Origin of the sequence: Vibrio sp. SCSIO 43009 (genome assembly GCF_023716525.1) — a bacterium.
Lineage (GTDB): Bacteria > Pseudomonadota > Gammaproteobacteria > Enterobacterales > Vibrionaceae > Vibrio > Vibrio alginolyticus.
This window is the reverse complement of sequence record NZ_CP071842.1, coordinates 3,155,463-3,179,355: the sequence shown is the minus strand read 5'-3', so window position 1 is coordinate 3,179,355 and position 23,893 is coordinate 3,155,463. Positions and strand designations below refer to the sequence as shown.

24 protein-coding genes are annotated in these 23,893 nt (G+C 45.5%); 14 read left to right on the top strand and 10 right to left on the bottom strand.

The genetic code is table 11. The annotated features are described in order from the left end of the window. Nucleotides 1-5 precede the first annotated feature (5 nt). The 6 genes from J4N43_RS14760 to J4N43_RS14735 form a co-directional block, all read right to left on the bottom strand. On the bottom strand, nucleotides 6-638 hold the full coding sequence (locus J4N43_RS14760) for an energy transducer TonB (protein ID WP_005379353.1): 633 nt from the start codon (nucleotides 636-638) through the stop codon (nucleotides 6-8). Between the two features lie 4 nt (nucleotides 639-642). Next, nucleotides 643-1,050: an ExbD/TolR family protein gene (locus J4N43_RS14755; protein ID WP_005379359.1), complete on the bottom strand. Its 408-nt coding sequence runs from the start codon at nucleotides 1,048-1,050 to the stop codon at nucleotides 643-645. Between the two features lie 25 nt (nucleotides 1,051-1,075). After that, nucleotides 1,076-1,603: a MotA/TolQ/ExbB proton channel family protein gene (locus J4N43_RS14750; protein WP_005379363.1), complete on the bottom strand. Its 528-nt coding sequence runs from the start codon at nucleotides 1,601-1,603 to the stop codon at nucleotides 1,076-1,078. Between the two features lie 9 nt (nucleotides 1,604-1,612). Beyond that, nucleotides 1,613-2,974, bottom strand: a complete 1,362-nt coding sequence (locus tag J4N43_RS14745) for a MotA/TolQ/ExbB proton channel family protein (protein ID WP_017634999.1) — start codon at nucleotides 2,972-2,974, stop codon at nucleotides 1,613-1,615. 3 nt (nucleotides 2,975-2,977) lie between these two features. Next, the gene (locus tag J4N43_RS14740) at nucleotides 2,978-3,742 is read right to left on the bottom strand and encodes a DUF3450 domain-containing protein (protein ID WP_005379365.1); all 765 of its coding nucleotides are present in this window, start codon (nucleotides 3,740-3,742) and stop codon (nucleotides 2,978-2,980) included. A gap of 65 nt (nucleotides 3,743-3,807) precedes the next feature. Further along, complete coding sequence (locus tag J4N43_RS14735; protein ID WP_017634998.1) at nucleotides 3,808-6,408, bottom strand: TonB-dependent receptor plug domain-containing protein; 2,601 nt, start codon at nucleotides 6,406-6,408, stop codon at nucleotides 3,808-3,810. 820 nt (nucleotides 6,409-7,228) lie between these two features. Between J4N43_RS14735 and J4N43_RS14730 the strand changes: the two genes are divergently transcribed. From J4N43_RS14730 to J4N43_RS14705, 6 genes are all read left to right on the top strand, one after another. Beyond that, nucleotides 7,229-8,254, top strand: coding sequence for an ABC transporter permease subunit (locus J4N43_RS14730; protein ID WP_005384771.1), 1,026 nt, complete (start codon nucleotides 7,229-7,231; stop codon nucleotides 8,252-8,254). A 1-nt stretch (nucleotide 8,255) separates the two neighbouring features. Then, nucleotides 8,256-9,299 (top strand): ABC transporter permease, encoded by a 1,044-nt coding sequence (locus J4N43_RS14725; protein WP_005379369.1) that lies wholly within the window; start codon nucleotides 8,256-8,258, stop codon nucleotides 9,297-9,299. A gap of 37 nt (nucleotides 9,300-9,336) precedes the next feature. Continuing rightward, on the top strand, nucleotides 9,337-11,163 hold the full coding sequence (locus tag J4N43_RS14720) for an extracellular solute-binding protein (RefSeq protein ID WP_017634997.1): 1,827 nt from the start codon (nucleotides 9,337-9,339) through the stop codon (nucleotides 11,161-11,163). Nucleotides 11,164-11,172: 9 nt separating this feature from the next. Further along, nucleotides 11,173-12,030: an ABC transporter ATP-binding protein gene (locus tag J4N43_RS14715; protein ID WP_005379371.1), complete on the top strand. Its 858-nt coding sequence runs from the start codon at nucleotides 11,173-11,175 to the stop codon at nucleotides 12,028-12,030. Nucleotides 12,031-12,065: 35 nt separating this feature from the next. Beyond that, complete coding sequence (locus J4N43_RS14710; protein ID WP_005379372.1) at nucleotides 12,066-12,905, top strand: ABC transporter ATP-binding protein; 840 nt, start codon at nucleotides 12,066-12,068, stop codon at nucleotides 12,903-12,905. Between the two features lie 168 nt (nucleotides 12,906-13,073). Continuing rightward, the gene (locus tag J4N43_RS14705) at nucleotides 13,074-13,499 is read left to right on the top strand and encodes a phosphate-starvation-inducible protein PsiE (RefSeq protein WP_025768316.1); all 426 of its coding nucleotides are present in this window, start codon (nucleotides 13,074-13,076) and stop codon (nucleotides 13,497-13,499) included. A 55-nt stretch (nucleotides 13,500-13,554) separates the two neighbouring features. Here J4N43_RS14705 and J4N43_RS14700 read toward each other — a convergent pair whose 3' ends face one another. Further along, a complete protein-coding gene (locus tag J4N43_RS14700) occupies nucleotides 13,555-14,421 on the bottom strand; it encodes a YicC/YloC family endoribonuclease (RefSeq protein WP_005384776.1) in 867 nt (288 codons plus the stop codon). A gap of 184 nt (nucleotides 14,422-14,605) precedes the next feature. On the opposite strand from J4N43_RS14700, the gene rph reads away from it, so the two are divergent. The 3 genes from rph (at nucleotide 14,606) to tnpA (ending at nucleotide 16,681) form a co-directional block, all read left to right on the top strand. After that, nucleotides 14,606-15,322 (top strand): ribonuclease PH, encoded by a 717-nt coding sequence (gene rph / locus J4N43_RS14695; RefSeq protein ID WP_017634994.1) that lies wholly within the window; start codon nucleotides 14,606-14,608, stop codon nucleotides 15,320-15,322. Between the two features lie 104 nt (nucleotides 15,323-15,426). Then, on the top strand, nucleotides 15,427-16,068 hold the full coding sequence (gene pyrE, locus J4N43_RS14690) for an orotate phosphoribosyltransferase (RefSeq protein WP_026000307.1): 642 nt from the start codon (nucleotides 15,427-15,429) through the stop codon (nucleotides 16,066-16,068). 178 nt (nucleotides 16,069-16,246) lie between these two features. Continuing rightward, nucleotides 16,247-16,681 carry an IS200/IS605 family transposase gene (tnpA, locus tag J4N43_RS14685; RefSeq protein ID WP_017633711.1) on the top strand — a complete coding sequence of 145 codons (435 nt, stop codon included), beginning with the start codon at nucleotides 16,247-16,249 and terminating at the stop codon, nucleotides 16,679-16,681. Between the two features lie 85 nt (nucleotides 16,682-16,766). Here tnpA and J4N43_RS14680 read toward each other — a convergent pair whose 3' ends face one another. The 3 genes from J4N43_RS14680 to coaBC form a co-directional block, all read right to left on the bottom strand. Continuing rightward, nucleotides 16,767-17,717 (bottom strand): Kdo(2)-lipid IV(A) acyltransferase, encoded by a 951-nt coding sequence (locus tag J4N43_RS14680; RefSeq protein WP_033905948.1) that lies wholly within the window; start codon nucleotides 17,715-17,717, stop codon nucleotides 16,767-16,769. 6 nt (nucleotides 17,718-17,723) lie between these two features. After that, a complete protein-coding gene (slmA, locus tag J4N43_RS14675; protein ID WP_005379386.1) occupies nucleotides 17,724-18,314 on the bottom strand; it encodes a nucleoid occlusion factor SlmA in 591 nt (196 codons plus the stop codon). 171 nt (nucleotides 18,315-18,485) lie between these two features. Continuing rightward, the gene (coaBC, locus tag J4N43_RS14670; RefSeq protein ID WP_025768318.1) at nucleotides 18,486-19,685 is read right to left on the bottom strand and encodes a bifunctional phosphopantothenoylcysteine decarboxylase/phosphopantothenate--cysteine ligase CoaBC; all 1,200 of its coding nucleotides are present in this window, start codon (nucleotides 19,683-19,685) and stop codon (nucleotides 18,486-18,488) included. Between the two features lie 193 nt (nucleotides 19,686-19,878). Here coaBC and J4N43_RS14665 point away from each other — a divergent pair, with 193 nt between their 5' ends. From J4N43_RS14665 to J4N43_RS14645, 5 genes are all read left to right on the top strand, one after another. Continuing rightward, the gene (locus tag J4N43_RS14665) at nucleotides 19,879-21,552 is read left to right on the top strand and encodes a methyl-accepting chemotaxis protein (RefSeq protein WP_053349784.1); all 1,674 of its coding nucleotides are present in this window, start codon (nucleotides 19,879-19,881) and stop codon (nucleotides 21,550-21,552) included. Nucleotides 21,553-21,666: 114 nt separating this feature from the next. Next, entirely contained in the window at nucleotides 21,667-22,341 is a 675-nt protein-coding gene (gene radC, locus J4N43_RS14660) for a RadC family protein (protein WP_053349745.1), read from the top strand. Nucleotides 22,342-22,643: 302 nt separating this feature from the next. After that, entirely contained in the window at nucleotides 22,644-22,880 is a 237-nt protein-coding gene (gene rpmB / locus J4N43_RS14655) for a 50S ribosomal protein L28 (RefSeq protein ID WP_005384783.1), read from the top strand. A 13-nt stretch (nucleotides 22,881-22,893) separates the two neighbouring features. Beyond that, nucleotides 22,894-23,064, top strand: coding sequence for a 50S ribosomal protein L33 (gene rpmG / locus J4N43_RS14650; protein ID WP_004410866.1), 171 nt, complete (start codon nucleotides 22,894-22,896; stop codon nucleotides 23,062-23,064). Between the two features lie 273 nt (nucleotides 23,065-23,337). Next, nucleotides 23,338-23,814 carry a hypothetical protein gene (locus J4N43_RS14645; protein WP_053349783.1) on the top strand — a complete coding sequence of 159 codons (477 nt, stop codon included), beginning with the start codon at nucleotides 23,338-23,340 and terminating at the stop codon, nucleotides 23,812-23,814. Nucleotides 23,815-23,893 lie beyond the last annotated feature (79 nt).

Sequence of the window (23,893 nt, the reverse complement as noted above, 5' to 3'; positions counted from 1 at the left end):
ACTCCTTAATTGGTTGAGAACTCTATTTCTTGCGATAGGCGCGAGCTAACAGGTTTCCCGTCAACCAATTTTGGTTTAAATGTCCATTTAGAGACTGTTTTTCTTGCCGCTCGACCGAGGCCTAAGCGTCGTGGTTGCTCTTTAAGAACTTTGATGTCCTCTACAGCACCACGTGCGTTGACAGTAAACTCTAATAAGACGACCCCTTTTTCTATTCCTGCTTTCGCAGCCTTCCTAGGCATTTGAGGTTGGAATGTCGCTAGAGGTGTTGGACCTCCGCTACCCGCGAGTTGCGCACCTCCACCCTGGCTATAATGTCCAAGCACCGAACCACCTGTAACATTTACGGGTAGGTCAAGCTTTGGCATATCCATTGGGGTCTGCTCCATCACCGGTTTTACTGTCGCTGTCACTTTCATTTCTGGCGGCGGCGGCGGACGCTTAGGCGGTGGTGGCTTTGGAAGTTCGCGTTTTTTCTCCTGTATTTTTTCGTCTGGTTTAATGCGAATAAACTCGACCATACGCAGGTCATCATTCGACACTAACTCGTGGCGCTCTTTGTTTACTAGCTTGTCCATCCCCCAGAACAACCCGAGGGAGACAATGAGCGCCAGTGCAATTGAGGCCAGATACCGCATAAGCTTAATCCTTATTGGTTGCGGCAATGGAGATGCTTTCTACACCTGCCATTTTGATCTGGTCCATAACCTTCACGACTACGCCAGCATTTGCTTCTGTGTCGGCTTGGATAACAACTGCGCCATCAGGGCTTTCTGCACGAAGACGTTCAATATTCGCGCGAACCGCGTCCACTTCGATGCGGCGTTTATCAACCCAAACATCACCCGCCGCACCAACTGCGACCATGATGTTACCTTTTTTCACGGTTTGCGCAGAGCTTGCCGTCGGGCGGTTTACTTCTAGACCAGCTTCTTTTACGAACGATGTTGTTACGATAAAGAAGATCAACATGATGAATACGATGTCGAGCATCGGTGTCATATCGATAGCGGTTTCATCACTGCTATCACTGCTATAGCGTCTTTTCATGACCTATACCTCTAATTCCATTTACTCAGGCAATATGCTTTAGCTTATCTTCCAGCTTTTGCGTTGTGACTTTGGCTAAATGATCAAGACGTGAACTAAAGAACAGTCCTGATAGAGAAGCCACCATCCCGGCTAAAGTTGGGATTGTTGCCTTTGAGATCCCCGAGGCCATTGCTCGAGGGCTTCCTGTTCCTGTTACCGCTAAGATGTCGAATACTTGGATCATGCCAACAACGGTGCCGAGCAAACCCAGTAAGGGACAAAGCGCAATCAATACTTTCACGATTGGCAGGCCCTTTTTATTCTCAATGTCCTGACGAGAAACAATTTCTTGTCGGATCATCTTAGCGTTCCAGCTCTGGTGCTCTGAGCGCCCCTGCCATGAGCCAACGGCTTTTTTCATGGCTTTTGGAGCGACGGCAGCAAAATAGAACCAACGTTCTAACAATACTGCCCACAGCATAAAGCTGAGGATGAAGATGGCGACGAGTACATCGCCACCCATTCCCAAGAAGCGCCTAATTGATTCAAGTTCTCCAACTAACCACCACATAACGCCTCCTTAGCTTTCGGCTTTATGTAGTTTTTCCTGATAGCGAGCGATGAAGCCTGCACTCTGTTCTTCAAGAGTTTGAACCAAACGACGACCTTTACTGTGTACGATGGTGTACAGGAACAGTAGAGGAATTGCGACAACCAGACCAAGCATCGTAGTAACAAGTGCTTCAGAGATACCGCCAGCCATCAGTTTAGGATCGCCGGTACCGAACAGAGTAATGGCTTGGAATGTGCCGATCATGCCCATTACCGTACCCAGTAGACCAAGTAGAGGTGCTACAGAAGCAAATAGCTTGATTGAACTGATAAAGCGTTCAATGCTCGGTGCGTTACGTAGGATGATTTCGTCCAGTTTCGCTTCAAGATCTTCAAGGTTGTCACCTTTGTGCTCTTGGTAAGCCTGGATAACTTCACCCAGAGGGTTACCAGGAATCACGGTTTCTGATTTCGCTTGCTTACGCATTTTACCGCCAATCACTTGAAGGCGTAGGAAGCAAACTAGAGCAATGATAGCGCCAACTGCACCCATACCAAGGATGACGTAACCTACAATGCCACCTTGATCAATACGTTCTTGAACGGTAGGGCTTTGTACAAGTAGAGACAGAATTACACCACGGGATGGGTCAATAAACAGTGGCTCATAGCTGTTTGACGCTGACTCAAAGCCCGCAACATGACGTGTAATATTGGTGCGAGGCTGTCGAGAGAGTTCTTCGAACTTACCTGTTTGAGGTACATAAGTAACGTACTTACCATCGGCAATCGCGTTAAATTCACCGACAAGAGTAACATCGCGAACCGCTTCTTTACCTTCGCCATAAACAACCGTTGCTTGGGTTGTTGCTGTCTCGCCTGAGGCAACCACTTGTTGAAGAATGGTATGCCAGAATGCTTCTAGCTCTTGTGTTGATGGCAGTTCTTTACTTTCAGCCAGTTTCGTTAGTAGAGCGTCACGCTCTGGGAACTGAACTGCGTTTTGAGAGGCTGCAAATAAGCCTTTAAACTCGCCCGCATATTGGCGGACCACACCAAACATTTCGCCCAAAGTACCAGAGCGAACACGTAAGGTTTCTGTTAGTTCAGTCAGCTGCTTATCGTTTTCATCAAATGTCGCTTTAAGTTGATCGCCCAGTGCTTGCTGTGAAGCTAGCTCTTCACGAGCCTGTTGCAATAATGCTGCTTGCTTATCTCGGTTGTTCTTGAACTCAGCTTCACGGGCTTTGTTCTCTTTTGACTCAACGATGCTTTCTGATTTTACGTTTTTGAGTAGTTCAGATAGGTTTTTAGGCGTTTCTGCTTGTACGCCTGAAGCCATAAATAAGCTCGCTAGTAGACCAGCGGCTAGAGTTTTGAATCCTTTCATCTCTTATTCCTCCCCAGCATATACAGGCAATTTGATTAGCGCTGGTGGCGCTTGCTTCTTCGCGATACGAAGGCCTTGCTGTACCGCTATGCGGTAGCTTTCCGGTAATGTTTCCCATTGACGTGTTTGTTGGTTCCACATACCTGTCTCACCACCGTCTGGAGATTGGAATAAAAGCGCCGTGCGACCAATACGTAGGAAGTCGTAAGTCACGGTTTCCCCATTTCTATCTAGGCTAGCTTTGTAAGATTCAATTGAGCGAGAGAAGCCTTCTTCAATTTGGTAGGCTTCCATCACTTTACGGAATTTCTCAGAAGTCGTTACGTCGGCGCGATCCATGAGACGACGCAGTTCTTGGACACGTTTATTACGTTCTTTTTTCTGGAAAGGTAGATCGAGAGTCACAAACTCATCGAGTGCATCGATCATTTTAAGTGTTAGTGGCACTACTTCTGTTGCCGTTTGATCGATCTGAGCAATTTGGTTATTTAATGAGTCCAATTCACCTTGCTGTGATTGAACCATACGGTTAATTTGCTCGTTGTAGACTTTCATGCTGTCGATTTGACGTAGTAAGCCTTTGTATTCTGCCAACATGCCTTCAGTACTTTCGGCATAATTGTCGATTTTTTGTTGCGAAGCTTCTGAAGATTGATTTGCTTTTGCTTGTGTGGAAACGACAGCACCAGAGTTGGCCGCTATAGAGCTACTACTGATAGTAAGCAATGCTGCAGCTATGGCACTGAGACCAAATTCCTTGAATTTCATGGTTGCATCCTTGTCAGTGTTTTAGTCAGTCGAAAAGGGCGCGGAAAACCCGCGCCAAATATTTTTTAGAAGTCGTATGATGCCTCGACGTATAGCTGACGTCCGATTGGATCGTCATACCCAGTTGCATAGAATGGAGAGGTATCGCTTAGAGGATCTGCAGGCGGTACTTTGTCAAACATGTTGATAGCACCAAGAGTTACACGACCACTCTCGTTGAATTGGTAAGAAGCCGTTAGGTTCCACGTTGTCATACTAGCGATTTCTGCTTTGTAACCCGCTTTTTTAGCAGAATCACAGTCATCAAAGTAGTAACGGTTTGCGTAGCTTGAACACATACGGTCGCGGTATTTACCAAATAGGTTGATAGCGACATCTTCATATGCCCAGCCAAGATTTAACGTTGCGGTGTATTCAGGCATGAAATCTCTTTCATCCGTTACAGGCTCGCTGTCGTTTTCTTGATATTCAGCAATCAAGATCTTCGTTACAGCAACACGCGTGTTAAATGAACCGAACTCATTAGTGTCGTATGCGTATTTGATCGCTAGGTCAATACCAGAACGCTCTTCATACGACTGGTTCACTGGACCATAGGATACCGACTTGATGGTGCCATCTGGGTTACGAACGACTTCAGTACCTGGGTATTTACCTGGATCGTTAATTACATCTTGGTAAGTTGGTGCTGTTACGACGTCTTCCATCTTGATGTGGTACCAGTCAACAGTTACACCAAGATCATCCACAGGCTCCCACGCTAGGCCCAAGTTAATGTTTGTACTTGTTTCTTCTTTCAGCTCAGAGTTAGGGCCATTAAGCGTATCGAAGTACTGAGTATCACACTCTGGGTACTTATCTTTATCTTGTGGGCCGCTACCACCAGCGTTGGCACAAAGCACAGGGTCAAAACCAGAACCAAAGCCTCGAGTTTGATCACCAAATAGTCGCTTCAAGTCTGGAGCTCGGAAGCCTAGACCGTAGCTACCACGCAGCAATAGGGTGTCAGTAGGACGGTATGCTAGGGCTACTTTAGGAGTGAATGCGCCGCCAGTTGCCGAGTCGTCGAAGTAGTGGTCGTAACGACCAGCGACAGTCATTTCTAAATCTTCAATGATAGGAATAAGAGCTTCAACACCAAGACCAATCTGATCGCGGTCACCGCCGCCTGACGTTCCACCTAGACCAGAGAAACCACCAGCTGCTGTTGTAGCATCAATCGTCTCATTGTAGTCAGTACGGTTCCATTCACCATAAACAGCAAAGCCAGACATACCTGCAGGAAGTTCAACCAAATCACCAGCCAGTGAGCCGTTAACAGAGTAAAGCTTTGAGTAAGCTTCTTTGCTTGAAGTGCCGCTGTATTTGTCTACAACGTCTTGAGAGATAGGCCCTAGAAGATCGACATCACCATTTTGTACAGCTTGGTCGAGAGTTAGGAAGATTGCTGGGTTGCTTGTTTCAACGCTTTGCTCAGAGTAACCAGCGGATAGGTCCCAATCATACGTATCAGCAAGCAGGCCGTTCAAGCCTAAGGTTAAGCCAAAAGAATCGGCTTCAGTGTTACTTTCGCGTGGTCCAAATTCGACCATACGGCGAGTGTATTCGCCTTCGCCGCGGAAGTGAGTGGCATCAACTTCAACGCTGTAAGGGTTAGGTTCGAATTCAGATTCTGTAGACTTGTAGCCAAAACGGGCTTCTGCCATGGCAGTGACATTGTCGTTAATGTCCATTTCACCACGTAAAAGTAGGTCTACTTGTTTGTTTTCTGGTTTTAATGTTCGGTATGCAGAGCGGTTAACACCACACTTTCCATCCGCTCGTTCAATCGCGGCATCACCAACGACTTCTTTACATGAAGAACCAGCATCAGCTGGTGTTAGAAGTGTTCCGTTGGCGCCTTCAAAGTTTGCACCGTAGCTAGAGTAGCCACTTAGCTGAGAACGGCTAGAACCGTCATCGCCAGCCCAATCATCTCGGTCAGATTGCTTTAGCATTTCGTTGCCCGCAAATTGGCCAACGAAGAGAATACGTTTGTCGTCAAAGTTTTTGCCAGCTACAACGTCTAAACGACCATTTTGGTAACCACCATCCGTCGCGTCACCCGCGCGTACTTTTACAGAAACGCCATCAAAGTCTTTCTTTAAAATGAAGTTTACGACACCACCGATTGCGTCGGAGCCGTAGATAGCAGAACCTGAGTCGGTCATTACTTCAACACGCTCAATAGCGGCGACAGGGATTTGGCCGATATCTTGGAAGTTAGATGTACCATCTTGTGCTAGCGGGTATTGAGGAAGACGACGGCCATCAATAAGAATCAATGTGCGTGACGCGCCAAGGCCACGTAAGTTGACTGACTGCGCTGCTGGTGTAAACGAGAAAGAGTCTGTTTGAGCCATTACACCACCTGTGTTTTGGGTCAAACTGTTCAATACGTCTTGCGCGCTGTTAAAGCCTTTAGACTCAATGTCTTTACTATTAATAACAGTAACTGGTGAAGGACCTTCCATATCCGTCGTGGAGATACGCGAACCAGTAACTTTCATCTTTTGAAGTTTTTCAACTTGCTGCTCTTCTGCCAGTGCTGTTGCTGGGGCTGCAACTGCTGCTGTCCCCAAAGCAAGGCTTATCGCAACAGATAAAGCGGTTGTGTTTTTATACATCCTTGTTGCTCCGATTATTATTATTTCCTATGTCTGGCCGCATAGCGGCCAAATGTGACGTTAATATTTCGTTAACGTTCGGCCAATGTATAACCGAGATGAAAAAAGGAAGTCAAACCAGTGGTAAACGGGGATGCTTAAATGTAAAAAAGATGTAAATAACCAGGCTTTATTTAAAAGGCGGAATAAAAAACCGAATAAGGTTTATGAATCGATATTAAATTTCAATAAAACACCGTATTTTGTGTTTCTTATAAACTTTAATGACTTATCTTGCCTATGGTTTTTTAGTGGGTAATTGAATCTGGAAAAAGATATTTTTCCAGTGAATTGTTCTGAGATGAGTTTTATATCGAATCCATACTTTGTTAGCTCGAACTTATTAGGTGGTATCAAAATATGATACCCATTGCTGTTAAAGGGCTCACTCGTATTTTTAGGTCAAATATAACCTTGGATTATGTGTCTATTTATGTGTGTAGGGTGCATTTTTATGTAGGGTTTTGGCTCTAAACAGCCTAGATTGATATTCTGTATGAATTATTTTTGTGGTTTTTTATAATTTTTTACAAAAACATTTCTGTTTTTCGACATCGAAGGAAGTTTGTCATGTTTTGGTTTCAAACACTTGAAGCTGATGTGGATTCAAGATAAATATGACGCTGAAATTATTGCAGTAGTAGAAAAGTCTAGCTCTTGAGGCGCAGGGAGTGTGCTTCAACAGTTTTAGTTACTACGAGATAAATATGCACCATTTTGGGCGGAAAATATCCTCTTTCACTCCGTTTGAACTGGACAGTAGACAAGGAGCAAGTTGTATATGCTGTCGTACTTTTTACGCCGTTTGGCGTTGGTTATCCCAACGTTTCTCGGGATAACTATTCTCATCTTTGCTATCACTCGTTTCGTGCCTGGCGGACCTGTTGAACGCATGTTGTCACAAATGCAGTCTCAGGGAGATGGCGCCGCATCAATGACGTCTGCGGGTGGTAATACGGCCCTTTCTGACGATCAAATCGCGGAGCTGAATGCGTTTTATGGCCTGGATAAACCTGTAACGGAAGCGTACGTCGAGTGGTTAAGTCGTTTGGTAATGCTAGATCTTGGCGAGTCGACGCGTTACTACGAGCCTGTCTCGGATATGATCGCAGAGCGTTTGCCAGTGTCGTTGTTTTATGGCGGCATGACCTTCTTTATTAGTTATTTTATCTCGATTCCTCTTGGTTACTATAAGGCGCTCAAGCACGGTTCTGTGTTTGATTCCGCCTCTTCAGTACTCATTTTCGTAGGCTACGCGCTACCAGGTTATGTGGTGGGTGTATTGCTGATCACGTTATTTAGTTATCACTTGGAATGGTTTCCGATGGGAGGCTTTGTCGGCGATGACTTCGACGATTACGAAACCTTCTTTGAACGCGCTAAAGACATTATGTGGCATGCGGTGTTGCCTTTGATCTGTTACCTCATTGGTGATTTTGCCACGCTGACGATGACAATGAAAAATAACCTGATGGAAAACCTTTCCTCAGATTACATCCGCACCGCAATTGCGAAAGGATTACCTTTCAAAAAAGCAGTTCGTAAGCACGCGTTGCGTAACAGCTTAATTCCGATCGCGAGTCACTTTGGTAACTCTTTGTTGTTCTTCATGACCGGTGCCTTCCTGATTGAAGTTATCTTCAATATTGATGGCATTGGCTTATTGGGTTACGAATCAATCATGGAGCGTGATTACCCTGTTGTTATGGGTATTGTCGCCATTAATGCGTTGTTACTGCTCATTGGTAACATCATTTCAGATATTTGTGTTGCTTTAGTCGACCCACGTGTGAAGTTTGGAGCGTAACATGATTAAAGTTAGTCCATTAACTCAAAAGAAAATTCGTCACTTTAAAGAGATCAAACGAGGCTATTGGTCGTTTGTTGCTCTTTCTATCATGTTGATCCTTTCTCTATTCGCCGAACTTTTGATCAACAGTAAAGCGCTAGTCGTCAAGTACGATGGTAGCTACTATTTTCCTGTTGTCAGTGACGTACGTTTAGGTAGCGAATTCGGCCAAGAGTCATCCAGTGAAGCCGATTATCGTGTACTGCAAAAAGCGTTTGAGGCTGAAGGGGGCGACAACTTTGTTATTTTGCCGCTTGTGCCGTGGAACCCATACGAACAAGATTTTAGTGGTGATTTCCCGCCAACAGCGCCTAGTGCCGAAAATAAGCATTATTTAGGTACAGATGTGATAGGTCGCGATATTTTGGCGCGACTCGTCTACGGATTCAGAACGGCGATGGGATTTGCGTTGCTTACGATGGCCATTTCCTACGCGATCGGTACTGCAGTCGGTTGTGCTATGGGTTTTTGGGGCGGTAAATTTGACTTGTTTGTACAGCGACTTATCGAAATCTGGTCAATGGTCCCGTTTTTGTACGTCATTATGATTCTTGTCTCAATCGTTCAGCCGACGTTCGCTCTCTTTGTCGCTATTAACGTGCTTTTCACTTGGATGGGGATGACATGGTACATGCGGACCATGACCTATAAAGAAGCGGCACGAGAATATGTAATGGCGGCTCGTGCTTTAGGGGCATCGACCGGACGTATCTTGTTTAATCACATCTTGCCAAATACGATGGTGATGATTGTAACCCTAGCGCCTTTCACTATTGCAGCTAACATCACAGCACTGACTGCTCTCGATTACCTAGGATTAGGCTTGATGCCACCAACGCCAAGTTGGGGTGAACTACTGCAACAAGGTAAGTCAAACTTAGATTCGCCATGGATTGTTGCGTCAGTAGTGACTTCTATTGTTCTGGTTCTGGTAATGGTGACCTTTATTGGTGAAGCCATTCGAGCGGCTTTCGACCCGAAAAAATTCACACGCTATGTTTAAGCGAGCATTGTGAGCAAAACATAAAAAGGGAAGTTTTATGAAGAAATTATTTTTAGCGTCCACGCTGAGCGCCCTGAGTTTTGGTGCAATGTCAGCAACGCTTCCGACTGACTTAAACTGGCAAACAAACTGGGATGAGCCTCAATATGGTTCGCCAGAAGCGAAACGTGGAGGGACTTATCGCACCTTTATGTCAAGTTTCCCGCAGACGTTACGTAGTGTTGGCCCAGACGCTAATGCAGGGCTACGTTCTTTTATCTTAGATGAAACACCAGGCTTGGTGGTCCGCCACCCAGATACTTTAGAGTTTATCCCTGAGCTTGCTAACGAGTGGGCGTTAGCAGGTGACAACAAAACGGTCTATTTCAAACTCAACCCTGAAGCCAAATGGTCGGACGGCAAACCTGTGACTGCCGACGATTTCGTGTTCATGCTGAAGTTTTATCGTTCCAAGGACATCTTGGAGCCTTGGTACAACGATTACTACAACAAAACGATTGCGGATGTTATCAAGTACGACACTCACACGTTTGCTGTTAAGGCGGCGAAAGAGTTTAATCCGGAAGAGTTGCTGTTACGAATGGGGGCCCTGCGCCCACGTCCCGCACATTTTTATGCTAACCCTTCAAAAGATGAAAATGGTGACGGTATACATGACAACTTTGTCCGCTACTACAATTTTAAAAGTGAACCAACGACCAGTGCATACTACCTAGATGACATTAAAAAAGGTAAAAGTGTTACCTTCAAACATGTCGGTGAAGACTGGTGGGGTTACAGCAATAAGTATTATCAACATCGTTATAATGTCGACAAAATCCGCATCACAGTGATTCGCGACAGTGATATCGCGATGAAGCACTTTGAGAAAGGGAAGCTGGACGCATTTGGTCTTGTTTTACCAAGCTTATGGCATGATAAATCGAATACGGAACCTTACCAAAAGGGATACATTCAAAAGTTCTGGGGTTACAACCAATTCCCAGTTGGGGCTGGTGGTGTATGGATGAACACCGCGATGCCTTTGCTGGATGATTTAAACATTCGCAAGGGCATTACTTACGCGATTGACTTTGATGGCATGATAGAGAATGTCATGCGTGGCGACTACTCCCGTAAACCGAACCCGACCGGTTATGGTCATGGTAAATACACCCTACCAGATGCTAAGGCACCGAAGTTCGATCCCGCAAAAGCGGCCGAGGCATTCGAAGCCGCAGGCTTTAACAAAATTGGTTCTGATGGTATTCGTGTTAATGATAAAGGTGAGCGCTTAAGCTTCGAGCTGACCTACGGAACACCTGTTCATACTCCTCGTATTGCATTTTTGCGTGAGCAAGCCAAGCTAGCAGGGCTGGATATTGAGCTCAAGTTAGTTGATGGCTCATCCATGTTCAAATACGTACGTGAGAAAAAGCACGATTTGGCTTTCTTAGATATGGGTACGTCTGAGATCCCAACGTATTGGGAGTACTTCCATTCAGTCAATGCGAACAAGCCGCAAACTAACTCTTTCACAAACTACAGCACGCCTGAACTGGATGAAAAGATCATCGAGTATCGTTTTGGCATGGATATGGATAAAAAGATCCAGCTAGGTCATGAGATTCAGCGTGACATCATTGATGCTCACGTTATCGTCCCAGGCTACATGGTTCCTTATGTCCGCTATGGTCACTGGCGCTGGTTAAAGTTTCCAGATAAGCCAATGAATCGCATGACAGAGGCGCTGTTCAGTGGTGCAATCATAGGCGATGGCACTTACTGGATTGATAGTGATATCAAAAAAGAAACGAAACAAGCGATGAAGTCAGGCAAAGCTTTTGAACCTGTTGTTGTCGTAGATGACACTTATAAGCTGTAAGGATTGGTTATGGAAAACGATGTAATCCTAAGTGTTAAAGATCTCGAAGTTGAATTTACCACCGATGATGGGCCAGTGAAGGTTCTGCATGGTGTGAACTTTGATGTGAGAGCCGGACGTACACTCGGTCTGGTAGGAGAGTCAGGTAGTGGTAAGAGCGTAACCTCAATGTCGATCATGGGGCTATTACCTAAGCCATATGGCAACATTATCAAAGGTGAAGTGAATTATCGCGGCACCAACCTAGTTGATTTGCCTGCGGAAGAGATGTACGCCATGCGTGGCGATCGCATTTCGATCATCTTCCAAGACCCGATGACGGCGCTCAACCCAGTGCACACCATTGGTCGTCAAATATGTGAAGTGCTTGAGCTCCATCGACCTGAGCTCGACAAAAAGGAGCGGGAGGCGTACTCGATTGAAATGCTGGCAAAAGTAAAAATTCCAATGCCAGAGAAGCGATTGAATGAGTATCCCCATAACCTATCTGGTGGTATGCGCCAGCGTGTCATGATCGCGATGGCATTGGCCTGTAAGCCGGATATTCTGATTTGTGATGAACCGACTACAGCGTTGGATGTTACGGTTCAGGCGTCTATCCTTGAACTGATGAACGAGCTTCAGGAAGAAACGGGCATGGCGATGATCTTCATCACTCACGATCTCGGGGTTGTGGCAGAAGTGTGTGATGATGTTGCCGTGATGTATGGCGGACGTATTGTCGAAAAAGCAGAAATTTTTGAGTTGTTTGATAACCCGCAGCACCCATACACAGAGCGTTTAATGGGATTGATGCCGAGCTTAGATAATGAGCCGAAGCAGATGATCGATATCAAGCCTATTGATGCCAGTATGTTTGCCAGTTAACTGGGCAAAGTGAACCAGTCATAAAAGAGGATGTTATGGCAAAAGAAGTATTAAGAATTGAAAATCTTAAGCAGCACTTTGTTTCTGGTAAAGGGCTGTTCAAGAAAGGCTACACCATCAAAGCGGTAGACGGGGTTTCACTGTCTGTTTCTGAAGGTGAAACACTGGGGCTAGTTGGTGAGTCAGGTTGTGGTAAAAGCACCCTTGGTCGCACGATCTTAAAGTTATACGAGCCAACAGAAGGTAAGATTTTCTTTGAAGGTAAAGACATCACTAAATTGTCTGTGAAAGAGATGCGATCGCTGCGTAAAGACATGCAAATCGTCTTTCAAGACCCAATGGAGTCACTCAATCAGCGTCATACCATCGGTATGATTCTGGAAGAACCGTTTGTTATTCATAAAATTGGCACGCCAACAGAGCGTAAACAATGGGTAAAAGAGCTTTTAATCAAAGTGGGATTACCAGAAACGGCAGTAAACCGTTATCCACATGAATTTTCAGGCGGGCAACGGCAGCGTATCGGTATCGCTCGCGCGATTGCATTGAAGCCTAAACTGCTGATTTGTGATGAATCGGTATCTGCGTTAGATGTGTCGGTACAGGCGCAAATCTTGAACCTATTGCTACAACTGCAACAAGAAATGAACTTGGCGATCATATTTATCTCTCACGATCTCTCGGTGGTGAAACATGTTTCTGACAAAGTTGCCGTGATGTATTTTGGTAAAGTGGTAGAAGCAGGCAGTGCTAAAGAAATTTATGCAAACCCGCAAAACGAATACACCAAAAAACTCCTATCTGCGATTCCGATCACTCACCCTAAATATCGGAAGAAAAAGCGCGTAGCTGAAAAAAAGCAGCAAGTGGCGTAAGTGATGCCACAGGTCCTATAACACAAAAGCGCTCCGCCAAATAAGCGGAGCGTTTTTATAAGCAAATGCCAGGACTTGGAGTCGATTTGCACTGATGTTTATTCTGATTGATTGAAGATCGTTGCATGCTAAACTCAAGGCCTATTTTCTTTGTTTGGATAATGGACCATGCCGTCGAATTTACCGAAATCCTTTAGTCGACCTTTCCTGAAAATCTTCCATATTTTGGAGGCGGTGTTATTAGTCTCTATTACCTTGGCGACGTTGTACGCCATGATGCAAGAGTTTGTGCACGTATTTGTAGAGAAGCGTGTCTTACTCACGGATATTCTGTTGATGTTTATCTATCTGGAAGTGCTCGCTATGGTGCAGCAGTTCGTGATGAACGGTAAAATTCCGGTACGCTATCCTATCTACATCGCGATGATGGCCATCGCCCGCTACATCACACTCGGAATGAAAGAGCTGGATGCAGTTTTGGTTGTGTGGTTATCTCTGGCTGCGTTTATTTTGGCTGCGGCTACTTTGCTGATCAGAATTGGGCACCATTATTGGCCCTACGTTGATAACAGTACCTTGGAAAAAGACGAATAAAAGAAAACCCCGTATTAGCGGGGCTTTTTTGTTTCAATACTCGATGACTTTTAGATCATTCAATGTTTTGGATCTGCTCACGCATCTGTTCAATTAGAACTTTCAGTTCAACGCCCGATGCGGTGATGTCGGTGCTGATGGATTTCGACGCTAGCGTGTTCGATTCACGGTTGAACTCTTGCATCATGAAATCTAGACGACGACCCACTGCGCCGCCTTTTTTCAGAATGTTCGTGGTTTCTTTTACGTGAGAATCAAGACGGTCTAGCTCTTCTGCTACGTCTGATTTCTGTGCCAGAAGGATAAGCTCTTGCTCAACGCGAGATGGGTCTAGCTCTACTTTTGCATCTTCAAATTTAGAGAACAGACGCTCACGTTGCCACTCTAGTATTTCTGGCATGCGTGCGCGCACTTTCACAACTTCTGATGTGATCGCTTCGAGGCGTTGCTCAATCAGCGCCTTCATGTTCTCGCCTTCACGAGCGCGCGCTTCAATAAATTCATCCATTGCGCCATCAAACGCTTCTAGTAGCACTTTATTTACCGCATCCATGTCTTGCTCTGGCGTTTCCATTACCCCCGGCCATTGCATAACTTGAAATGGATTGATTCGGCTCAGTTCACCAGTCATGTGCATGACTTGTTCAGCGGCTTTAATTACCTGGCTAGCAAGCGCTTCATTGATGCTAAGCTCACCTTTTGCGGCAGGGTTTGCTTCAAAACGTAGATTACATTCTACTTTGCCTCGCGCTAAGCGCTTACGAAAACGCTCACGTAAAACGGGCTCTAACCCGCGAAATTGCTCTGGCATGCGGAAGTATGTTTCTAAATAACGCTGGTTCACGCTGCGGATTTCCCATACCGCAGAACCCCAATCGCCTTTTACTTCTTTGCGTGCATACGCTGTCATACTGTAAATCATCGAATTTTCCTGTCTTCATTTTTTGAAAATTACTTCAAGAGTGTATCACGCTGCGTCGATAGGTGCGCGGGATGTATGGATTGTTTATGTTGTGCCAGATGCGTAACCTATGAATCCGGAATCGATTCCGTTATAATCTTCGCCCAACCAAATCGTCTTCTCCTCATATTTAAGGTAGATGCCCATGCGTCCAAACGATCGCAAGGCGGATCAAGTTCGCCCTATCAAAATTACTCGTAACTACACAGCTTACGCTGAAGGGTCAGTGCTAGTTGAGTTCGGTAACACCAAAGTGTTGTGTAATGCGACCGTCGAAGAATCTGTGCCACGTTGGCTAAAAGGTCAAGGTAAAGGCTGGGTTACAGCTGAATACGGCATGCTACCTCGAGCAACACATTCGCGTACTCGTCGTGAAGCGGCAAGTGGAAAGCAAGGCGGCCGTACGATGGAAATTCAGCGTCTTATCGCGCGAAGCCTACGTGCAGTTGTCGATCTAAAAGCCATGGGTGAGTTCATGATCACCGTTGACTGTGACGTTATCCAAGCTGACGGTGGTACGCGTACTGCATCCATCAGCGGCGCAAGTGTTGCAATGGCCGATGCATTCCAACACCTAGTAGATAGCGGCAAGCTAAAAGCAAACCCAATGAAAGGCCACGTAGCGGCAGTTTCAGTTGGTTTGCTAGGTGATGATGTTCTGTGTGACCTTGAGTACGTTGAAGATTCAGCGGCAGACACAGACATGAACGTGGTAATGACAGAAGAAGGCAAGATGATTGAAATTCAGGGCACCGCAGAAGGTGAACCGTTCAGTCACGAGCAGCTGATGGCTCTGCTAGAGTCGGCGAAAGTCGGCATTACGGAAATTGTCGCAGCGCAGAAGGCGGCGTTAGCCAATTGATTTAAATAGCTCCCATTATGGGGGCTATTTTTTTATCTCGACAATAGAGAAATGAATGATTGTCGAGAAGAGACACAAGAAACCAAGGACATAGAGAGAAAATAATGAAAGCATACCAGCGTGAATTTATTGAGTTTGCACTTGAGAAAGAAGTTCTTAAGTTTGGTGAGTTTACTTTGAAATCTGGCCGTAAAAGCCCGTACTTCTTTAACGCTGGTCTTTTCAATACTGGTCGTGACCTAGCGCGTCTTGGTCGTTTTTACGCAGCAGCGCTTGCTGATTCTGGCATTGAGTTTGATGTGCTGTTTGGCCCGGCGTACAAAGGTATCCCAATCGCGACGACAACAGCAGTCGCGCTGGCGGATCATCATGACGTCGACACGCCTTACTGCTTCAACCGTAAAGAAGCGAAAGATCACGGCGAAGGCGGTAACCTTGTAGGCTCTGCGCTTGAAGGTCGTATCATGCTAGTGGATGACGTAATCACAGCAGGTACTGCGATTCGTGAATCGATGGAAATCATTCAAGCAAATGGCGCAGACCTTGCTGGTGTGTTGGTTGCGATTGACCGCCAAGAAAAAGGCAAAGGTGAGTTGTCTGCGATTCAAGAAGTGGAGCGTGACTTTGGTTGTGCAATCATCTCGATCGTTAGCTTGACTGACCTTGTGACTTTCCTTGAAGAGAAAGGCACAGACAAAGAGCATCTAGAAGCAGTCAAAGCATACCGCGCAGAATACGGCATTTAATTGGTTACTTTTTCTGAAAAAGTAAAAAGGGCAGATGGATATTCATCTGCCCTTTTTTGTTTTCAGCCCTAAACCACCTACTTCAGTAGGTGGTTATCATCCGTTTCGGCTTTGCCTGTAAAACTACTCATGCTAAATGCGTCTTTGATTTTTCCAGAAGTCAAAGAGGACAAATAACATGAGTAGATACAATCAAGCTTCCCACGTATTTTGGCGTTGTCAATACCATATAGTGTGGACGCCAAAGTATCGATTTAGGATCTTGAAGAACAATATAGGTAAAGAAGTTTATCGATGTATTTATGTTTACTGTAATCAACTTGGATGTGAAGTCGTAGAGCTAAACGTACAAGTTGACCACGTACATTTAGTTGTAAAGGTCCCACCAAAGCTTTCGATATCCAAGTTGATGGGGGTATTGAAAGGCAAAATAGCCTTAAAGCTATTTAGCAAGTTTCCTCACCTTAGGAAGAACAGGCTTTGGGGTAATCACTTTTGGCAAAGAGGCTATTTTGTCGATAGTGTTGGAATCAATGAAGAAATAATACGCCGATATGTAAGACATCAAGAGAAGCAAGAGCGAGTAGAGCAGCAGCAATTGGCGCTGGACTAAACAAAGGCCCCCTTTTAGGGGGCTCACACAAAGCCACCTTCTTTAGAAGGTGGTAATTTACTTTTGGATTCATCGCCTTGACCACTTACTTATAGCGAATGCCTTTCTCGACATGCTCATCTTGCATGGTTTTATAGCGTTTATGGAGCCACATCCATTGCTCTGGAGCGCGTAGAATGACTTCTTCCACATACTTGTTCATATAAGCGGCAGCGGCGACTTCGTCTTTTTGTGGATAATCGGCTTCAATGCACTTATCGGCGATGATGTCGTATTTTCCTTCGTCATTGCGAAACCCTGAGCCTGGGATGATCGCACATTTTGAGGTATACGCCAGAATGCTCGTGCCTGTTGTCGTACACGCATCGTCTACGGCAAAGAAGGGCACAAATACTGATTTTTTGCGACCGTAATCGTGATCCGGTAAATAGAACAGACGCTCACCGCTGCGTAAAACACGAATCATCTTTTTTACATCTTTACGATCAATCAGTTTATTGCCGTTATGTGTCCGTCCCCAATACTGGATAAAGTTATAAGCAGGATTATTATGCGGACGAAACGCGCCGTACCCGGCCACGCCTAACACGGCGAAAGCACGCGCAGTGATCTCTAGATTTAGAGCATGGACACAACAAAGTAGGACGCCTTTACCTTCTTTGGCTTTTTCACGCAGTGCGCCGAGATCTTTCTCGACGATCAGGTTTTTAAAGCGCCAAGTCGGCCAGAACCAAGTGATTCCGGTTTCTATCAGTGCCATACCGGTATTTTTGAAGTTCTCTTCAACAATATGTTGAATCTCTTCAGGTGTTTTGTCTGGAAAGGCCAATTCTAAGTTACGCTGAGCAACGTGGACACGCTTTTTACCGTAGCGCATGCCAAGTTTACCGAGTGAACGACCTAATGAAAGCAGCAGCCGATAAGGAAGAATATTGACGAGGATGGCCAACAGACCAAAACCAAGCCATACGCCCCAGTTACGAGGGTGAAGAAGTGAAAGAGAAAACTCGGGCTGCGTGTATTTGTCTTTACTCATAGTCTTTTACTTTATTTGTGCACTCAAAAGCGCCCAGTACTCGTCAAAGTTTGCAGTCGGCTGGTATTTAAAGTCGCTACGCACAAAGCGGTTTAGGCTCCCCTCAACTTGTCCCAGAATTTGCGCGGCTAGGATGCGCTCTTCGACAGGGAAAGACTTCCCTTCACGAATCTTACGTTCACGCAGGATTTGGCGCAATTGTGTTTCTATACGCTCAAAGAGTTGATTGATGCGTTCACGTAGACGTTCATTTTCAAACATTAGAGCATGACCCGACAAAATGCGTGTCAGACCTGGGTTACGTTCAGAGAACGCCAAAATAAGGTGCATCACCATACGAATACGCTCTAGTGTATCTTTTTCGTCGTCTAGAATACGGTTGATACGTGTCATCAAGGCTTCTTCAATGAACTCAATCAACCCTTCGAACATGCGCGCTTTACTTGGGAAATGACGATACAGCGCGGCTTCTGAAACGCCGACTTGCTTGGCCAGTTTTGCCGTAGTAATGCGTGAAGCGCCATCTGTTGATTCAAGCATTTCTGCCAATGCTTGTAAGATTTCTTCACGACGGTTGGATTTTTTACTGCCGGCCATTAGTTACTTCCTTTCAAAATACAAAGTTGAGCGGAGGGGATTATAAGACGCTATTTCGCCTCAAACTAGACCACTAAGGGTGGAATGGGAGATTTAACACCCTTAGTTGTCATTTTTGTACCAAATTTATGCCAGCTTTTGTAAAAAATTGGCAGGGTTTTCAAACGTTAGTTACATCAATTGATGCATTTTTTCGAGAATTTTAAAGCTCAATGCTTCTTTTGATTCCAAAGCGAGCGCAAGTTCACCTTCAGGCCAGTAAAGGGTAATTGCGTTGTCGTTGCTGTTAAATCCTTGCCCTGCAACCGAAACGTCGTTTGCACAGATCATATCGAGGTTTTTCTTTGTTAACTTGCCTCGAGCATAGGTCTCTACATCATTGGTTTCAGCCGCAAAACCGACGGTAAACGGACGCTTCTCCGTCATTGCTGCCACAGATGCAACAATATCAGGATTTTTAACCATATTAATGACCATTTCGTCGTTGTCTTCTGTCTTTTTCAACTTTTGAGACGCGATCGTTTGTGGGCGGTAGTCGGCAACGGCAGCGCAGCTAATAAAGGCATCATGCTGGTTTGCATGTGTCATAACGGCTTCGTGCATCTCTTGTGCACTGGAAACATTTATGCGCTCAACACCTACGGGCGTATTTAAACTGACAGGACCGCTCACGAGGGTGACTTTTGCTCCCATCTGCGCTGCGGCGCTCGCCAATGCATAGCCCATTTTCCCGGAGCTATGGTTCGTAATGTAACGCACTGGATCAATCGCTTCGCGAGTTGGTCCGGCGGTAATGAGTATCGACCTACCTTCTAGCAATTTTGGTTGAAAGAACTGTTCACATAGCTGTACTAGCTGCATTGGTTCCAGCATTCGACCTGGTCCTACATCACCACAGGCTTGCTCTCCTGCCGCAGGGCCCCAGATGTGCATACCACGACGCGCTAACGTAGCGATGTTCTCTTGGGTTGCGATATTGCGATACATCTGTTGATTCATCGCCGGAGAAACAGCAACAGGGGAATCCGTCGCGAGCACGAGCGTAGTAAGTAAATCGTTCCCCATGCCTGCGGACATGCGCGCGATTAAGTCCGCGGTCGCGGGCGCTAATAGCACTAAATCTGCCCATTTGGCCAATTCAATATGGCCCATAGAGGCTTCCGCTGCTGGGTCTAGTAAACTGTCCGAGACAGGACGGCCCGAAACGGCTTGCATGGTTAAAGGGGTAATGAACTCTTTTGCGGCTTTCGTCATTACAACTTGAACTTGCGCTCCTCTCTCTATGAGGCGACGGGTTAGCTCCGCACATTTATACGCGGCAATACCGCCACTGATGCCGAGTAGAATTTTCTTTCCTGCTAGTGTTTGCATGTGAGATCTCCAATTTGATGACCGGATTTTAACACAATTCAAAGTCTGACCGCCCGAGCATATATAACGAGAAGATAATTCACATCAAACTCCAGAGTATTAATCTGACCGAGGAAGGGAAAATTCTCGCCTACCTCACAGACAAGTTGCGCGGAGTTTGCAAGTCTGAAAAGAAAAAGAGGTAGTGGAAACCATGGTGTTGAAAAGTCGAAACAAATTGCTGCTGATAACCCTAATTCCGCTGCTGTTGATCACTACGTTGATCTCAGTGGTGTATTACATCAACAGCAGTAAAAGTTTGGAAGCGGAGTTAGCAAGAGACAGGCAAGAGCTCATCGAAACGAAAAAGAAAGAGTTACAAGCCTATATGATGATGGGCGTGACGGCGATAAAACCGTTATACGACGCGGATGTAAATGGAAGTAATAAAGAGGCAGCAAAAGAAATTCTGAAAGCCATGCGCTTTGAAAGCGATGGTTACTTTTTTGCCTACGACTCTCAAGGTGTGAATACGTTGCACGCCATCAAACCTGCATTAGAGGGTAAAAACCTTTACGACTTAAAAGATGAAAATGGGGTCGCAGTTATTGCGGGCTTGATTGACGCTTCTCAAAAAGGGGATGGGTTCCTCTATTTCTCGTGGCACAAACCGACCATTGACGCACAAGCGCCTAAGTTGGGCTATGCAGAATATCTATCGAAATGGGACTGGGTTTTAGGTACTGGCGTTTATATTGATGACATCGACCAGCAAGTTGCGATGCACAGAGAGTTAAAGACTCAAGAGCTAAAAGAGCATACGTTATCTGCCGTGTTGATTTCCGCTATTGGATTGATCATTACCAGTGTTCTCACCAGTATCGTGGTGTCTAAAGGTATTCAGCCATTACAACATGTCGCGGCTTCATTAAAAGATGTTGCCGCAGGCGGCGGTGACTTAACGGCTCGTTTAAAAGTCGAAAGTCAGGATGAAGTCGGTGAAGTGGCGGCCGCGTTTAATGATTTTATGGATAAGCTGCACCCACTGATGCAGGACATTCATCGCTCTGCGACGACAGTACAGACCGTTTCCCAAAGCCTGAACACTCAGACCAGCCAAGCGAGCGGTCAAATGCAGGATCACTGTTTAGAGACGGACAAAGTCGTGACGGCAGTGACGCAAATGAGCATGACTGCCAAAGAAGTAGCCAGCAATACTAATGCGACCGCGCAGGCAATTGACGATGCCAACAGTCAAGTCACCGCTGCTCAGCATGAGGTCGAGCAAGCAATAGAAGGCATTACCGAACTCGTGACGGAGATAGACAGCACGTCAGATGCAATTTCTGAGTTGAGTTTACAGACCGAAAAAATAACCAAAGTGCTGGATGTGATTGGCGAGATAGCCGAGCAAACGAATTTGTTGGCCCTAAATGCGGCGATTGAAGCGGCTAGAGCCGGTGAGCAAGGTCGAGGGTTTGCCGTCGTTGCGGATGAAGTGCGCTCGTTAGCCAGTCGTACACAAAATAGTACTCATGAAATTGGCGACATGCTCAAGCAGCTACAAAATGGTGTATCAAGAGCGGTCAGTACGATGTCGGTGAGCCAAAAACGAGGTGTAAAAACGGCGGAAGAGTCCGCGCTCATTCAGCAATCTCTTTCTGGTGTTCATCATTCTATCGGAACAATTCGAGATATGGGTATTCAAACCGCGTCTGCCGCAGAAGAACAAAGTGCGGTTGCAGAAGACATCAACCAAAACTTAGTGGCTATTCAACAGATCGTGAACAACATTAATGAGACGTTGCAGCATGCCGAGTTAATCAGCACGCAGCTATCACAGTCTGGAACGGAAATTCACGGCTTGGTTGGCAACTTTAAACTCTGATGAACTGTTAAGTTGCATGGAAAGCACTGATGGTACGAAGAAAGCGAAAGTCATACTCGACTTTCGCTTTTTGTTTTGTGGAATAGGGGCACTTTCCATATAAAGAGACATCAGATGATACTGAAAGCTATGCCAACTGAGTCCATGCCCAGAGAGAAGTTGTTGCAACGAGGGCCGCAAGCTTTGACCGATGCCGAACTGCTGGCCATCTTCTTGCGCACAGGCACCCGCGGAATGAACGTGATTGAGCTTGCAGACTTCCTTATTCAAGACTTTGGTTCGCTCAGACAACTATTTTCAGCATCAGAAGAAGAGTTTTGTCGTCACAAAGGATTAGGGCAAGCCAAGTATGTTCAGTTGCAAGCGGTACTAGAAATGACACAACGTTACTTGGCGGAGACGCTAAAGCGTGGTGATGCCTTAACCAGCCCCGACCAAACTAAGTTATATCTGTCTTCTATTTTAAGGGATCGGCAAAGAGAGGCTTTTTATATTCTTTTTCTCGATAACCAGCACCGAGTGATAAAAGATGAAATTTTATTTGAAGGAACGTTGGATGCAGCGTCGGTGTATCCGAGAGAAGTCGTCAAGCGTGCTCTGCATCATAACGCGGCGGCTTTGATTTTGGCGCACAATCATCCTTCAGGGGTTGCTGAGCCGAGCCAAGCTGACAGAAGGATTACAAGGCGTCTCACCGACGCATTAGCATTGGTGGATATTCGTATTTTGGACCATTTCGTCATCGGAGATGGGGAAAGTGTCTCTTTTGCTGAAAGAGGCTGGATATAACTGTGCGTTTTTTAGGTTGTTAGTTGCTAAAAATCTGCTATCATCCACGCCACTAAATTTTTAACTGAATTCAGCTTGGACTGCTAAAAAAATCTGCTGTCTAAAAAAAGATCACGAAAACCTGTAAAAAGGATCTGTTCGGGTCTTGAGCAATGCATATCAAGTTAGTATAATGCGCGACCTTTGATAGCCTTGTATGGATTTTCCATAGCGGTTCTTAACCTCTAACTTCTTTTCGAGAGATAGAGAGGTTCGGCCACCAAGGTTGATATCGAGCTGAAACGATTTTGGAGAAGACATTCATGTCACGAGTATGCCAAGTAACTGGTAAGCGTCCAGTAACGGGTAACAACCGTTCACACGCACGAAATGCTACTAAGCGTCGTTTTCTGCCGAACCTACAAACTCATCGTTTCTGGGTAGAGAGCGAAAAACGTTTTGTTAAACTACGTCTATCTGCTAAAGGTATGCGCATCATCGACAAGAAAGGTATTGATACTGTTCTTGCAGACATGCGTGCACGTGGCGAAAACGTTTAAGAGGAAATAAGCAATGGCAAAGAAAGGCGTTCGTGAGAAAATCCGTCTAGTATCTTCTGCAGGTACAGGCCACTTCTACACAACTGATAAGAACAAGCGTAACATGCCAGGCAAATTTGAGATCAAAAAGTTTGATCCAGTAGTTCGCCAGCACGTTATGTACAAAGAAGCAAAAATCAAATAATTGGTTTCAGTCTCTTTGATGAATTAAAAAACCCAACTTTCGAGTTGGGTTTTTTATTACGTGAATAAAAGTGCTGAAGAAAAGGTTCAGTACGTCATCGGGTTATAAGGCACTGCTGAAGTTATTCTACTGGTCCCACTCTATACTCGAATTTTTGATTGATCGCCTCTGCCGCTTAGTCACCACTTCCCTACACACTTGGACACCGTCGTTCTAGTCAAGCTCAATACTCTTTGGTAATTTACTCATAACGATAAGAGAGTAGAGATGGTTATGCGTGTGAGTCCGGCTCGTCGCCGCCGATGGAACAATATTCTTATTCTGGGCATTATCGCGTTTATAGTGATCTTAAATGCGCCGATGTGGATCAAAACTTACCTATTAACAGACCAAGCAGACCCTTACCCAAATGTACTTCGCTCCGACTATACGGTGGAGTCTTTGTACTATAGTGGCTGGGAGTTCGAGCTGCATGATGGACGGTGGCAATCCAACATCAAAGTTGATGCACCGATCAGTGAACTTGTATCACGCTGGCAATCATTGGAAGGGACCGAGCTTACCTCAGAACAGTACGACCATTTAAAACCTAACCTAGGGGTACCTGAAACGGTAGAAGTCTGGTATCAGGATCTCGAAGAGCCGCAGCGGGTGACTTTCTTTCGTTTACCTGATTTTTGGCTATTTAAAACCTGGCAAGACAAATGGGTAGCTATCTCCGTTGATGGGAACTACCTTATGCCAGAGTAAAGCCTTTTTGCGTCTATACCCCTAATAAGCTTCCCTATTTATCGTTTTTCTTTTCGATTATGCTAGCAGCGAGAACTAT

Excerpts from the sequence above, each read along its gene's own strand:
- J4N43_RS14760 (WP_005379353.1), bottom strand. The coding sequence starts at position 638 with ATGCGGTATCTGGCCTCAATTGCACTGGCGCTCATTGTCTCCCTCGGG.
- J4N43_RS14755 (WP_005379359.1), bottom strand. The coding sequence starts at position 1,050 with ATGAAAAGACGCTATAGCAGTGATAGCAGTGATGAAACCGCTATCGAT.
- J4N43_RS14750 (WP_005379363.1), bottom strand. The coding sequence starts at position 1,603 with ATGTGGTGGTTAGTTGGAGAACTTGAATCAATTAGGCGCTTCTTGGGA.
- J4N43_RS14745 (WP_017634999.1), bottom strand. The coding sequence starts at position 2,974 with ATGAAAGGATTCAAAACTCTAGCCGCTGGTCTACTAGCGAGCTTATTT.
- J4N43_RS14740 (WP_005379365.1), bottom strand. The coding sequence starts at position 3,742 with ATGAAATTCAAGGAATTTGGTCTCAGTGCCATAGCTGCAGCATTGCTT.
- J4N43_RS14735 (WP_017634998.1), bottom strand. The coding sequence starts at position 6,408 with ATGTATAAAAACACAACCGCTTTATCTGTTGCGATAAGCCTTGCTTTG.
- J4N43_RS14730 (WP_005384771.1), top strand. The coding sequence starts at position 7,229 with ATGCTGTCGTACTTTTTACGCCGTTTGGCGTTGGTTATCCCAACGTTT.
- J4N43_RS14725 (WP_005379369.1), top strand. The coding sequence starts at position 8,256 with ATGATTAAAGTTAGTCCATTAACTCAAAAGAAAATTCGTCACTTTAAA.
- J4N43_RS14720 (WP_017634997.1), top strand. The coding sequence starts at position 9,337 with ATGAAGAAATTATTTTTAGCGTCCACGCTGAGCGCCCTGAGTTTTGGT.
- J4N43_RS14715 (WP_005379371.1), top strand. The coding sequence starts at position 11,173 with ATGGAAAACGATGTAATCCTAAGTGTTAAAGATCTCGAAGTTGAATTT.
- J4N43_RS14710 (WP_005379372.1), top strand. The coding sequence starts at position 12,066 with ATGGCAAAAGAAGTATTAAGAATTGAAAATCTTAAGCAGCACTTTGTT.
- J4N43_RS14705 (WP_025768316.1), top strand. The coding sequence starts at position 13,074 with ATGCCGTCGAATTTACCGAAATCCTTTAGTCGACCTTTCCTGAAAATC.
- J4N43_RS14700 (WP_005384776.1), bottom strand. The coding sequence starts at position 14,421 with ATGATTTACAGTATGACAGCGTATGCACGCAAAGAAGTAAAAGGCGAT.
- rph (WP_017634994.1), top strand. The coding sequence starts at position 14,606 with ATGCGTCCAAACGATCGCAAGGCGGATCAAGTTCGCCCTATCAAAATT.
- pyrE (WP_026000307.1), top strand. The coding sequence starts at position 15,427 with ATGAAAGCATACCAGCGTGAATTTATTGAGTTTGCACTTGAGAAAGAA.
- tnpA (WP_017633711.1), top strand. The coding sequence starts at position 16,247 with ATGAGTAGATACAATCAAGCTTCCCACGTATTTTGGCGTTGTCAATAC.
- J4N43_RS14680 (WP_033905948.1), bottom strand. The coding sequence starts at position 17,717 with ATGAGTAAAGACAAATACACGCAGCCCGAGTTTTCTCTTTCACTTCTT.
- slmA (WP_005379386.1), bottom strand. The coding sequence starts at position 18,314 with ATGGCCGGCAGTAAAAAATCCAACCGTCGTGAAGAAATCTTACAAGCA.
- coaBC (WP_025768318.1), bottom strand. The coding sequence starts at position 19,685 with ATGCAAACACTAGCAGGAAAGAAAATTCTACTCGGCATCAGTGGCGGT.
- J4N43_RS14665 (WP_053349784.1), top strand. The coding sequence starts at position 19,879 with ATGGTGTTGAAAAGTCGAAACAAATTGCTGCTGATAACCCTAATTCCG.
- radC (WP_053349745.1), top strand. The coding sequence starts at position 21,667 with ATGATACTGAAAGCTATGCCAACTGAGTCCATGCCCAGAGAGAAGTTG.
- rpmB (WP_005384783.1), top strand. The coding sequence starts at position 22,644 with ATGTCACGAGTATGCCAAGTAACTGGTAAGCGTCCAGTAACGGGTAAC.
- rpmG (WP_004410866.1), top strand. The coding sequence starts at position 22,894 with ATGGCAAAGAAAGGCGTTCGTGAGAAAATCCGTCTAGTATCTTCTGCA.
- J4N43_RS14645 (WP_053349783.1), top strand. The coding sequence starts at position 23,338 with ATGCGTGTGAGTCCGGCTCGTCGCCGCCGATGGAACAATATTCTTATT.